Consider the following 12,038-nt stretch of genomic DNA (forward strand, 5'->3'; position numbering starts at 1 on the left):
AGTTGGCGGAGCTGTTCGACATTTATGATGAACATGGCGTCTGGATCGGCACCGCCGAGCGGCAGGAGGTTCACCGCCTCGGGCTGTGGCACCGAACGGTTCATTGCTGGCTCGTAAGACGCGAGGAGAGTGAAGGCCGCACGGCGACGAGAGTGCTGTTCCAGCAGAGATCGGCGAACAAGGACACGGGCGCCAGCTGCTTCGACATTACGGCCGCCGGGCATCTGGAGGCCGGGGAGACGCACGAAGCGATCGTGCGGGAGCTGCAGGAGGAGCTCGGCGTGACGGTCCGCTTCGAGCAGCTTCGCGAATTCGGCATCGTTCGCGAGCAAGGATCCGGGATAATCGGCGGACTGTCCTATATCGACAATGAAGTCAGCCGGGTCTACGGCCTGATCACCGAGCTGGAGCTGGCTGACTTTCGCTTGCAGGAGGAAGAGGTGGCCGGTCTGTACGAAGCGGACGCCGACGAGCTCATCGAGCTGATGGAGGGACGCCGGGAGCTTGTCCGCGCACGCGGCGTAGCCCATCTTCAAGGCAAGCTGCAGGCCGTGGAGGCCGAGATCGCCTGCAGCTCGTTCGTAGAAAGGGATACGGAATACTACATCTCCGTATTTAAGTTCCTGCAGGAGCTCGTTCGGCGTTGAGAATGGACGGGCTTACACGCCCGCTTCGTCCGGCTTGCCGAACAGCTTCAGCCGGACGGGCTGCCAGCCGATCCGCCCGTTCCTCACCTTGCCCTCCATCCATTCCTCCTGAAGCGGGTGCCGGAACAGCACTTCCAGCTTGCCGTCACCGTCCGCGTCCCAGATGCGGAATCGTCGGCCGTCGTTCATCGGTCCGAACCGGCGGCTGTCTCCGATCGCTCTCCACTCCACCCTCATCTCGCGGGGCGGGGCTCCGCCTGCGCCTTCTTTGCTCAGCTTCCCCAGCCACCAATCCCCGAACAAAGAGTTATACAGAAGAATCTCATCTCCGTCGCCCTCGAACGAGCCATGCCAATAGCCGCCGTCCGGCCGGAAGCGGCCAAGCCCCTCCCAGTTCCGATACCAGCGGTCGATCATATTGTGGATATTGTAAAATTCCGTGTGCCTGGGGGCAAAATCGAAGTCGTTCAGCTCCGGCTCCCCGAACAATCTGGCCGCCTCCTGATGGATGCAGCCGTGAAGGTTCGAAGATTCGATAAACCGTCCGAGCTCATCGGCGCTGGCGAACGATTCCGGGCGGAACAGAATTCTGGCCTCGGCGGCCTGGTTGTAGCAGGGAGTTCGGCGGATCGGCTCAGGTACGGAAACCCAAGCCTCGATCAGGCGGGGGTCAAGTCCGCTCTGGCGGTACCAGGCCTGCGCACGGCCGATGAAATCGCGGTGAAACTGCAGGAAGTCCAATCCGTAACCGGGCGGCGGATTGTTAATGTTAACATTGTGCCGGGCATGATGCCAGTTCATGTGTTCCTCGAGCAGGCTCTGCGGAAAATTCGGAATCCGCGACATCGGGTCATCCCCCTCCAAGTTATGCCGCCTGCGCGGTCTGCGGGCAGTAGGATTGCCTACAGCATATGCAGATGGGACGTTGGAGGGTACTGGCGCCCAGCCGGGCGGGTAGGGCAGGTTCCCCTGCGGACCGCTCCGCGTAGGCGGAAGCGGACGGGGGAAACCGGCATGACGAGGAAACGCCTCCCGGTTGCAGAACCGGGAGGCGATTTAAGGGGTCATAATGTTCACGGTTAGATCGGCCTGGTTCCAGGCGAGCTTAGCCGTGCCGTGAATGGCGATCAGCTCCCGCACCGGCACGTACCCGACGCTTCCGTGCAGCTGAGTCGGGAGCGGCTTGCCGTTCGCGGTGACGGTTTTATTCGAGAAGCCGATTCTGAGCTGAAGCGCCTCGCCGACCGCTCTTGCGGGCACCCACGTCTGCCCGGCGATCAGACGCCCCTCCGCGAGCTGCGCCCCGTTAAGCCGGACGGACACCGGAATCGGCTGCGGCTCGGGAGTGTTCCCGGGCTCCGGCTTCTCGGCCTCCTCGTCGTACTGCGTGAGGCGGTTGCTCTGAATGAGCGCGATGATCTTCGAGCCGTATTGCGGATCGGTCGCGTACCCGCTCAGGCGCAAAGCCTCCGCCTGCGCCGCGGGCGTAGCCGCCTTCCTTACGCGTTCGTAACGGGGAAGCTGGAGCAGAAGATCCTGGTCTTTATAGAAATCATAGACGCTGTCGTAGGCGCGGAACAGAGCTGTCGTATCGACTCTTGCTCCATTCTCGACCTCCCACGTTCCCTTTCGCACGTACTGGCCTTTCCAGTAGGCGTTGGGCGTCCCGCTTCCGACCTTAATGCCGCCGAGATTGTTCCATGGATGGATAACTCCTCCGGTCTCCAGCAAGTTCTGGGCAAGTCTCACCGAAGGAAAGAGGGGGGATCCCTCTCGCCTAACCTTGATCGCTATCGGCGCCAGCCTGGCGATAAACTCTGCTCTGCTGAGCTTGACCATCCGGCTGCTCCTCCCTTTTTTTCGTAAAATGATAAACGCCCGACGCCGTCAAACCGATAACCGAGATCGTCGTGAGCGCCTGTTGGATGCCTTCTGGCACGAGTACGAAGACGGTCGCGATGAGCAGACTGACGAGGTGGTAATAGCGGCTCGGGATACGAAACTCCTTCGCGATGCCCACATATGCGGCAACGATAGGGGCCAGCAAGGCCACCTCGTCGGTCATCGAGATCAGTTTGTCCATATAAGATATTCAGCCTCCTTGCAGGTTGGTCACGGCGGCAATCACGGCCGCGACGATCGCCCCGACGAGCGTCCGCCACAGCCAACGCTGGTTGTCGGCAATCTCGTTGATGCGCAGATGCGCCGACCGCACCGACTGCAGCGCCTCAAGCGCCGATTCTCTCGCCGCCTCCGCCGTCTCCCGCACATCGGTCATCGCATCGATCTTCGTCTCCAACCTAACGACGCGCTCCCGAATTTCCGAGAGCACGCGCGCTTCTTCGCTGGACATGCGGCGACACCTCCTTGGGTTCATTTATTGGAAAGCAGTGCCGGCTTGCCGGCGACTATTGAATCTCGTCCTTCCGTTCGGCTTCCCTTTTCGCTCAGCCGGCTCCGGCTTCTCCATTCAGAATCTCTTCCACCTCTGCGCGTTTCGACTCCGGAACGTCTTCGATCGTCTTGATTCCTTTGCGAATCAGATTGGCGTAAATCTGTGCCATGTTCTCATCTCCTTGCGATGGTTGGGATGGTTGGTCTTATAGATAATTGGCGGCTTCCCTGAGTGAAGTGCCTATTCACGCTTGCCGGAAGAAAAGACGTTCATCCATCTCTGCAATCTGGGCATCGCCCCGGCGTTCGCTTCCACCAGCGTTTCATAGATCTCGGTCAGTCCCAGCATGATCTCGACGTTCTCCGCTTCAAGCTGAGCCACCCTCTGTTCGGCCGATATCGGTGTCGGCGCATTCCGAATCTCCTCGATCTGCTCCTGCGAGAGTCCCTCGATCCAACACTCAGGCCGGACAGGCTCTACGTAGACCGGACGTTCTCCTCGCTCTTCCTCGCGGGCGGCAGCCCACTCCGCCAGCGCTTGATCATAGATTTCCCGAGAGGCGGCCAGCGAGGCCTGATAGTTCTCCCATAAAGAAAAGTCCCAGCGGGGCTCGAACAGCCCATTCGGGACTTTCTCTGCGATGATATATCCGGTGACGACTTCCTCCGGCTCCCCGCCCTCTTCAGCGGGCAGCCTCTCGCGGATCTCCGTCACTCCCGTTTGCGAAAGCGGGACAATGACGGGTTCGATGTAATAGCCTTCGAGGTTTACTTTTGCGGCTTCTTTCAAGTGGTTCACTCCCCCATATGCTTCCGATAGGTAATTTGACCGACCACAACCTGTCCTACGTTAAAGTGTGGTGTCCCCGAAATGACTAGGCCGCCAAGCACTCGACTAATTGCGACTCCTGCGCCAGTTGATCCAGTGTTGTTATTGACAGTAGGTGAGGCCACCACTGATGCATACGGTAGGTAATCCTTTGGCAGCCTGCAGATCAATGTGTTCAGAGTCGTGTTCGATATAGTAACGGTAAACTGCAACGTAACAAACCCATTGTCACTTTGCGTATACCTAACCGCTCCGGCAAACTCATTGATCAATGTTCCTTCAATCCATTGCGGTTGCTGCTTTTGCGCCTTCGTATTCTGCAAGACAGACGTTTCCGTCCGGGCTTCGACCAGTTCGCGCACAAGAGATTCGACGGACTCGCGGATGTTAGGCGCATACTCCGCGCTGATCTTCTGTGGGGCAATGCCGAGCGTGTAGCTGTCGAGTGCAAGGTAGGTGACGGAATAGGCGGCGGTTGGGTCATAATTGGCACTTGGAATGCGAACTCCCTCATTACCATTCCACGCCCCTAAAGTCTTTGTTAAACCCGCCCTGTCCCAAATGCCATTTTTGTATAAGGCCAATATACTGTTTGTGCGTTTTGAGAGCAGAGAAGATATAAACGATATATTATTTATCAGGTAGTCATTAGTCGTTGAGTAGAAAATGGGATTCGCAGCTTCTCTCACCACACCCCCCGTTCCAACCTCGACCTGGTTGTCTCCCTCATGCAACATCAAGGAGCCTTCATAGGTGACTGGCTCGTCCACGCTTTGGGCGAGTTGGTACATGAGGCGGTAGGGAGTGAATGTTGGATCATTATTAATTTCTGTCGGTAAAACTGTCGTGCCCGAACCCCAAACAATCGGGATACTTCCGTCGCTGGATGTATTCGGTGTACCCGTCCCCGTGTAAATTTTTGCCCAGTATTTTGTTCCGCTCGTATACTTGGTGTAGTTTGGAACAGAATACATCCTCCACCCATTGAAATAAGCCTTAATCTCATCTGCTGTAGGTGTGTAGGATTCTCCCCAACCGCTGTCGGTGTCGGCAATAGAGATATAACTGCCGCTCCCCAGAAACGATACTTGATCCCCCATTGTTGGTGCCGATGAATTTAATTGCAAAATCTTGCCGTCATATTTAATTGAAATGGCGTTTGTAGCGTCGGAGTCTACCTGGCGCTTTATAGACGAGGCTCTCACCCTTTTATAACCTGCATGATCTGTTTCAAACGCCCAGTCCATAGAACCATCCAACACCACTTCCCGGAACCGCCGCGTCACTCTCGGTTTGCCTTGTCCATCCGTATAAAGCCGATCTGCTATACTGCCGTCTATATTTGATCGGAGGTTACAATCAGGCAGATAGAGATAGGATGGCTTCTGCGGCTCGAACAGGAGGGATTCGGGGCCGAGGTTCAGCATTGGATTGGTGAAACTGAACGTACCGACACCCAAACTTCCACTAGTGGGGTAAATACGAACCCTTTTAACTTCCTCCGGAACTACCAATGTAAAAGGAAGCGGCGAGTCCGTGGATTTGTAGGCCGGTTGTATTAGCGCGCCGTCGTCATCAAGGCCATAAATGCTTACTTGACCATTCGTCTCCAAATTAAAAGTGTAGGTTTCGCCCGGAACGACATCGACATCGCGAGGACTACTCTGGCTCGTTCCAGTGGAGTTTAGCAAAAACGAGTAGTTGTCTGTCGTAACCGCATTCGCGTTTAACGTCCACTCCGAAAACGGAGGAAGCAGATTCTTCCCCTTATTTTCGATATAAACCGCATTGACATGCTTCATTTCGTCTACATAAGGGTATTTCGCTGCGACTTGTTTGCGAGACATCGTTGGAATTGCATCATAGTCAGCTTGAGACACTTCATACAGTCGAATACCATCAAAATTGGCAAATTGTCCTGAACCTGAAACGTTAATAACGAGGAATAGATCCATGGACGTCATGTCCGACAATTCATTTGGCCCAACTCTAGCATAGCTTAGGTTAAACCTCGATGAGTCGGAGATGTTCATCGTATCGTAGTAGGTGATGTTTCCGTTTTTAAGAAATCCGATCTTCACCCATGTAGCGTTTCCGTTTTTTACGTCGCCCAGTGCAATGTAGTAATTCGATGGGTTGATCAATGATGTAATGTTTTGAGATAGCGCTGTCCATACTTGGGTCGTCCCATTCCAAGTGAATTTTATGCTATTGTTCCCGTAAACTTTGTTATTAGAATCCAGCGCTGTGGTGGCACTTGTTCCGCCTGTTTTAGCCCACTTACTCAAATCCTCACAATTCCCATCCCGCCCAAGAAGGTTAACGAGAGTCCGTCCCTTAATGGTCGGGTGCAAAATCGCCGGGACGTCGCCGCCCTGGACGATCTGGACGCCGCTGGTCAATGTTATCGGCTGAGGCGGCTTCTCCGAGAGATGGTCGTATACTTCCGAGATAGCGCCGACCGCATTCTTTGCTTGCGTAGGTAAGTCGTTCACCGAACCCAGCGACTGATCGATAACGTCCATATTTTCATTGAGAGTGTGAATACTGACAAATTCACTCTCAAGCGGCTTCTTAAGCCCAAGATTAGGAGTCGTCTCCGCCATTAGCTCCAGCTCCTTGTCATCACTTCACCCCAGGTGAAGGTTTTAAGATCGCCCCACGTTTTCTGTTTCAGCTCGCTCCACTGCGTGTAGGTGAAGGCGTATTCGACGGCGAGGTGGGCAGGCTTGATTTCTTCGATAACGGCTTTGAGGTCGTCCAGGTTCGGGGGGATGCCCCGCGTATCCACGAACTTCAAGGTGAACGTGTAGGCTTCCGGCTGAAGCGTTACATCGACCGTCCCGCCGTCGTAGGCTTCGGCGACCGATTTGATGAGGCTGATCGTCACCGTACCGATGCCGCGCAGCTTGGACAGAATGACGCTTCGTCTTTGCCCGACAGGCTTCGCGGCATCGACCGTAATGCCCAGTTCGCGTTCCCAATGCTCCAAGCCCCAAGTCGCCGTCGAGACGAAATATTGCTCAAGCGTGCCGTCCAGCGCTTCCCACAGCGCGTCCAATTCCTTGCCCTGAGCCTCCATATTGGCGCTCATGACTCTCGAAGTCGCGTAATAGTCCGGGAGATAGGAGAGCATCTCCTTCCCCCGCTCGCTTGTCATCGTATAGCTATTCAATCAGGCTCACCGTCCCGATCACAGCGACCTCGCCCAGCGATAGATCGATATTTTCGCCGCCGCCGTTCACTTTCAGATTTTCGTAATCGACGATTCGCGGAATATCCAGCAGGATCGCCGAAATTCGGTTGTAACGAACGAGCGAATCGACAAAAGCGAGCTGCTCCAAATAGTCGGCCAGGCCCGCTTCGAAATCTTCCCGAGCCTGCTCCAAAGTCGATCCGCTGGCCAACGTCAACTTGGCTTCAATGTTAAGCGGCACTTCGACCGCCGCCTCGACCGTTACCGCAGCGCCGATCGGAGCTTTGCCTTCTCCTAGGCCGGCAACGGGGGAAATATGCTGCTGCACTGCGTCCACGATCGTCTGGCCGGGGGCTCTCTTATTATCGTCCAGCACATAGATCCTGACTGTTCCCGGACCGTTCCATAATGTCTCGACCTGAACCCGGCTTACTCCCGGAGTTTCCAGAGCCCATTGCTGATAGTCGGCCCGGTTGCCGCTTGTACCCGGCTGACGCACCTTCAACAGATACCGAGCGAGCAGCGATTCGTCGGACTCCTCGTCCGCTCCTCCGGTAACCGCCGCCGTATTCGTAATTCCCGTTATGCCCGCGATAGGCTGGACGAGCAAGCTGACCGCGCCGATCGGAACGTTGCCGCGACTGCCTGGCTCGACCGCCCGGATCGGAATGACCGCTTTGCCTTGGCTGTCCAAAACGGCCGCCTCCGTCGTTTCGTACTCGATCGACGAAGTCTCCGTCATCTCATCAGCCGGAGTCGCCACCCTGGACCCGAGCGGAACGGCCGCTCCCGCGCTCCCCGTCATGACAACGGCCCCGGCGGCCGCAACGGCTGGCCGCGGAAGAACGCCGTGCTCCTCGCACCGCATTCTCAAATACGGGCCGAACGTCGTCCTTGCAAAGCCCCGACCCAGCACCTCTCGCGCCCATTCGGATGCTCTATACAACTGGTAAGCCGCAGGAGACAAAGAGTCCCAAATATACGAGCCTTCCGACTTGTCGAGATCGGCCGGCACGCGTTCCAGCATTCTCGACATAATGGCCTCTTCCGTCTGATCCTGCAAAAATTCCGGCATCGCCGCCATTACACATTCACCGCCATTCCTTGAATTTCCGCCGTTTCTTCGTGAACGTTGGAGACAATGCAGCTGAAGTGACAGCTATCCCCCGACCATTCATACACAAAATCGTCAACGCTCGCGGTACGGGGATCGCTCATCAGCGTTTCGGTCGCGATTCTCTGGATCTCCATCTCGATCGCAGAACGAGGCAGCCCGGAACGAATCAAATCTTCGAATTCTTGGCCGTAGTCGCGAGAGTAGACGAGATGCCGATATCGCTCGGTCAGCAGTGCTTTCTTGCACCATTCGACCCACGCATCCTTGCCTTCGCTAACGGCGACCTTGCCGGTCGGCGTCGTGACGAATTCTCCCGCTTCGAAATCGAAGCGCCAGCTCCGTCCGAAGAACACGCCGGGTTCCGCCAATTCCTCCGGCTCCTCCGCCGGCAATTCCGTCGGAAATAAATTAGCCATTCGAGCTCACCACCTTGCAGACGATGACGGCATCCTTGCCGCCGTTCACCGGAACGGCCAGCACGCGGTCTCCGGGCTTGATCCCGGCAGACCAATTCAGCCGCACTTCGCCTATTTTCGTCTCGTCAAAATCAAAACGCGTCCGCTGAGAGGGAGCGCCGCCCCCTAACGGGTTGCCTGCCTCATCCACCGGAGCGATCATTGTGCCAACCAGGGAAAAGGCCGGCAGCTCCAGCTCCGCCACCCAGTCGGCAACGTAGTAATCCGGAATTTCATATTTGAAGGAATCCAACTTCACGCCCGTTCCCGTAATCGTGCCAAGCTCTGAAGGCACTCCCGATAACGACTTGGCCGCAATGCCGGAAAACCGGCTATCGAGAGTCGCGACCAAGCTTTTGAACGGATCAGCCACCGAAATCCCTCCTGACTTTGCCTTCCGCGGCCAACTCAAGCTCCATACGTCCCGGATAACCAAGCTGATGGCGCACCTGCGTAACGATCAGTTCCCATTCGTCCAGACGAACCCGGTCCCCCGCGCGAATCGTATTGATGTCCAGGGCCGTGAGCGACACGGTTTCCTGCAGGCCGAGCAGCGTTTTGGCCGCAACCTTTTTCGCCTGCTCCACCGTTTCCACCCTGTTGTCCATAATCAGCTTTTGCAGCGTGCCGTATTTCTCCGTATCCTTTTTCTCCAGAGCGAGCGTCTTGGACACCCAGTTCTCGCTTTCCTGCGGACCGATTACCTTGACCTGTGTAATTGCTCCTTCGAGCGTCCGGTTTTGGGTCATCTCTTCGATCGCGGTCAGCTCCCAGACGATCGGATTGCTGCCGATTTCGACCAGTTCCAGCCCCCGCTCAGTCATCCTTGTCCGGTACATCGCTCCGCCCTTATCGGCAGTCTCCTTCAAGTCTTCCATAATCATCGAAAGAATCGTTTGCGTACGCTTGATGTTTTTGGCAAGCTTGATACGGGTGTCTGCTATGTTGCCTACGGGAATTCCCCATTCCTTGGCGTATTGCTTAATCCGTTCGGTTGCGGTCTGCCCCGCTGGCATAAGACGTTCATCGTCGGACTTGGCCAGATAGATTGTCTTCTCGTAAGCGGTGACGCTGAGATGCTTGAGGCCCGAGTTTGAGCTGTGACATTCCCATACGACGCCAGGATTCAGCAGTACTTCCTTCTTCGCGCTTCCGAAAGGGATACCGGAGACACGAATTTCTTGACCCGGAGAAATCATAGGCATGTCCGGAGTCACGACCAGCTTCATATTGGCGCAGTACGCGATCTCGTCGAGCGATTCCTCCAGGGAAAGTTCCTCGATCAACTGGGTCAGATCGTACCGATTGGCGTATACAACCTCGTAGCTCATGGCATCACCAGCTTCTGCCCGGGTCTGATCAGGTTTGGGTCGCGCCCGATCACTTTCGTGTTGACGTTGTAGATATCGGGCCACTTCGAGCTGCTTCCCAGCTCCCTCTTGGCTATCGCCGTTAGCGTGTCGCCCGGCTTGACCATGTAGATTTTGGGTACAGGTTTCATGTCAATCCTCGAAGCCGCCTTACTTTTTCCTGAAGTCTGTACTTTAATATCCCGCCAAGTTCGAAAAGTCACCTCAAAGTATATATCTCCAGGCTCCCCTCCTCTTAGAGTTGAATGATGAGAAGAAACATAGACTGGAGTGTTTATAATTGTGTCTGATATGATTAGGCGAACGGGACGTTTCTTTATTAAAAGAGCAGTCAAACGATTCATGGCTACTTGAGATGGTAGTAAACTATCTGATTTTCCCCTACAGAACCTCTCATCGAACTCCCTTGGAAAAAAAGAAGAAAATGAAATTTCTTTGATCCGTTCCGCCTGTGCGAGATCGACTTCTCCAAGACCAATGAGACTTACAGTCTCATATTGCCGGTTTCTTCTAATAGAGACTTCTTCAGGATTGACAGGAAAAACAAAATCTCCATCTACGACATCTCTGATTCGAAATTCCACTTAAATGCCCCCTTTAATACAACTAGAAAGCGGGTCTACCTGATCCACCAGTTCTATTAGCTAAGGCTTGTTGAATAGCTTTAGTAATTCTGATTCCAATATTGTTAGATAGATCATCATAATCAAGCTCATTTGAAGATAAAGAAAGCTGTACAGCTCCAGGAGATAAAGAAATATTTATTGGTGGTTGGCCTTGCATTTTCGGGACTGATGATTCCGGCTGTCCCCCTATAGGGTAAAATGGGCTCCTATGGGGCATAGTTATTGCTAGAATCTCTTGAAACGTTAATCTTTCATTATTAAGGGGAATTCTTCCCATATCTGGTGTTGAAGGCGAATTTGACACCCTCTCATTACCGCTATATCCCATCCACTTAATAATGTTCCAGTTAGATGCATTAGTTGCATTATTCCAAATATCTTTCGCTCCATCCGAAATAGCGTTACCCACGTCATTCCATGAAATTCGTCTAATGTTATTCCATGCTGAATTTAGACCATCACCTGCCATTCGGTATCCATTCGCAACAGCGTCTCTAATACTGTTCGCTAGCGCGATATTACCCTCGGCAGCCATTAGGTTTCCTTCACCTGCCATTCGGTATCCATTCACAACACCGTCTCTAATACTGTTCACTAGCGCGATATTACCTTCGGCAGCCATTAGGTTTCCTTCACCATACATTCGGAATGCATCCGAAACAGCGTCGCTTATGCTATTGAAGTTTTTGCCAACATTTTCTCCTGCAAGGCTTCCAACAAAACTACCCACAGCGTACCCGACCCCTGGAATTGGAATTAAAGTTTGACCTACCCATCCTAACAAGGTGCTTCCAATTATACTGCTTATGACCGCTCTCTTTTGATCGTCATTTTGGGCTGTCGCGAAGCTCACCCCAGCGACCATTGGATTAATAACACTAAAAGCCTTAGTGACCGCACCGCTATATTTAAAAAACGGTAGGGCTTTCTGGTTATAAATCCAACCAAGTGATGGTGGTACCCCTCCCAAAGAACGATCAGCGTTCTTCCAATCAACGGCAGACTTTAGACTATTAGCAGCAATGGCGAGTCCTTCTACATAATTTTTGTTACTCCCTATAATTCCAGTAATATCAAATATTTTACTCGTTAAGGATTTATTCTCTTGACTTCCTCCTCCCTCTCCATCAATCTCAGGCGAGGGGGGGCGTGAGGTTCCTCCATAAAAACCATAAGTAGAGAAAGGAGATGATAATGGAGATGGTACCGACATTAGTTTCGAATTCAGAGTCCACAACTTTCTATACTTTTCCATTTGTAAAGCAGAATTGTGTAAATATTGATCTTTTATGGAAGAACCTGCATTACTACCCGAGCCCTGTTCATTATCCTTCTTTAGCAACATCCCATCACCCTCCTTCCTTCGCCGACATCGCTCTCTCCGCTTCCCACTCGAGCTCCATG

The 12,038-nt window shown here is 53.9% G+C and carries 15 protein-coding genes; 1 reads left to right on the top strand and 14 read right to left on the bottom strand.

Features of this window, described 5'->3' with window-relative positions; all coding sequences use genetic code 11:
- The first annotated feature begins 2 nt into the window (after positions 1 to 2).
- Positions 3 to 647, top strand: a complete 645-nt coding sequence (locus ACFO3S_RS20655; RefSeq protein WP_378099951.1) for an NUDIX hydrolase — start codon at positions 3 to 5, stop codon at positions 645 to 647.
- A gap of 12 nt (positions 648 to 659) precedes the next feature.
- Here the strand turns inward: ACFO3S_RS20655 and ACFO3S_RS20660 are convergent, their stop codons facing one another.
- The 14 genes from ACFO3S_RS20660 to ACFO3S_RS20725 all read right to left on the bottom strand — a co-directional run bounded on the left by ACFO3S_RS20660 (position 660) and on the right by ACFO3S_RS20725 (position 11,979).
- Entirely contained in the window at positions 660 to 1,493 is an 834-nt protein-coding gene (locus tag ACFO3S_RS20660) for a hypothetical protein (RefSeq protein WP_378099953.1), read from the bottom strand.
- Between the two features lie 210 nt (positions 1,494 to 1,703).
- The gene (locus ACFO3S_RS20665; protein ID WP_378099955.1) at positions 1,704 to 2,486 is read right to left on the bottom strand and encodes a glucosaminidase domain-containing protein; all 783 of its coding nucleotides are present in this window, start codon (positions 2,484 to 2,486) and stop codon (positions 1,704 to 1,706) included.
- The gene (locus ACFO3S_RS20670; protein WP_378099957.1) at positions 2,425 to 2,730 is read right to left on the bottom strand and encodes a hypothetical protein; all 306 of its coding nucleotides are present in this window, start codon (positions 2,728 to 2,730) and stop codon (positions 2,425 to 2,427) included. The genes ACFO3S_RS20665 and ACFO3S_RS20670 overlap by 62 nt, the downstream gene beginning before the upstream one ends.
- 9 nt (positions 2,731 to 2,739) lie before the next feature.
- A complete protein-coding gene (locus tag ACFO3S_RS20675; RefSeq protein ID WP_378099959.1) occupies positions 2,740 to 3,000 on the bottom strand; it encodes a hemolysin XhlA family protein in 261 nt (86 codons plus the stop codon).
- 94 nt (positions 3,001 to 3,094) lie between these two features.
- The gene (locus ACFO3S_RS20680) at positions 3,095 to 3,211 is read right to left on the bottom strand and encodes a CD1375 family protein (protein ID WP_378099961.1); all 117 of its coding nucleotides are present in this window, start codon (positions 3,209 to 3,211) and stop codon (positions 3,095 to 3,097) included.
- Positions 3,212 to 3,282: 71 nt separating this feature from the next.
- Positions 3,283 to 3,831: a hypothetical protein gene (locus ACFO3S_RS20685; RefSeq protein ID WP_378099963.1), complete on the bottom strand. Its 549-nt coding sequence runs from the start codon at positions 3,829 to 3,831 to the stop codon at positions 3,283 to 3,285.
- A 5-nt stretch (positions 3,832 to 3,836) separates the two neighbouring features.
- Positions 3,837 to 6,476 carry a hypothetical protein gene (locus tag ACFO3S_RS20690; protein WP_378099965.1) on the bottom strand — a complete coding sequence of 880 codons (2,640 nt, stop codon included), beginning with the start codon at positions 6,474 to 6,476 and terminating at the stop codon, positions 3,837 to 3,839.
- Positions 6,476 to 7,030, bottom strand: coding sequence for a YmfQ family protein (locus ACFO3S_RS20695; RefSeq protein WP_378100080.1), 555 nt, complete (start codon positions 7,028 to 7,030; stop codon positions 6,476 to 6,478). The genes ACFO3S_RS20690 and ACFO3S_RS20695 overlap by 1 nt, the downstream gene beginning before the upstream one ends.
- Positions 7,031 to 7,037: 7 nt before the next feature.
- A complete protein-coding gene (locus tag ACFO3S_RS20700) occupies positions 7,038 to 8,150 on the bottom strand; it encodes a baseplate J/gp47 family protein (RefSeq protein WP_378099967.1) in 1,113 nt (370 codons plus the stop codon).
- Positions 8,150 to 8,599, bottom strand: coding sequence for a DUF2634 domain-containing protein (locus tag ACFO3S_RS20705; RefSeq protein WP_378099969.1), 450 nt, complete (start codon positions 8,597 to 8,599; stop codon positions 8,150 to 8,152). Before ACFO3S_RS20705 ends, ACFO3S_RS20700 begins: the two co-directional genes overlap by 1 nt.
- Positions 8,592 to 9,011 (bottom strand): hypothetical protein, encoded by a 420-nt coding sequence (locus ACFO3S_RS20710; RefSeq protein WP_378099971.1) that lies wholly within the window; start codon positions 9,009 to 9,011, stop codon positions 8,592 to 8,594. Before ACFO3S_RS20710 ends, ACFO3S_RS20705 begins: the two co-directional genes overlap by 8 nt.
- The gene (locus ACFO3S_RS20715) at positions 9,004 to 9,969 is read right to left on the bottom strand and encodes an XkdQ/YqbQ family protein (RefSeq protein WP_378099973.1); all 966 of its coding nucleotides are present in this window, start codon (positions 9,967 to 9,969) and stop codon (positions 9,004 to 9,006) included. The genes ACFO3S_RS20710 and ACFO3S_RS20715 overlap by 8 nt, the downstream gene beginning before the upstream one ends.
- Positions 9,966 to 10,592, bottom strand: a complete 627-nt coding sequence (locus ACFO3S_RS20720; RefSeq protein ID WP_378099975.1) for a LysM peptidoglycan-binding domain-containing protein — start codon at positions 10,590 to 10,592, stop codon at positions 9,966 to 9,968. Before ACFO3S_RS20720 ends, ACFO3S_RS20715 begins: the two co-directional genes overlap by 4 nt.
- A 22-nt stretch (positions 10,593 to 10,614) precedes the next feature.
- Positions 10,615 to 11,979: a hypothetical protein gene (locus tag ACFO3S_RS20725; protein ID WP_378099977.1), complete on the bottom strand. Its 1,365-nt coding sequence runs from the start codon at positions 11,977 to 11,979 to the stop codon at positions 10,615 to 10,617.
- Between the last annotated feature and the right edge of the window lie 59 nt (positions 11,980 to 12,038).

Source organism: Cohnella hongkongensis, from assembly GCF_042654645.1.
GTDB lineage: Bacteria > Bacillota > Bacilli > Paenibacillales > Paenibacillaceae > Cohnella > Cohnella hongkongensis.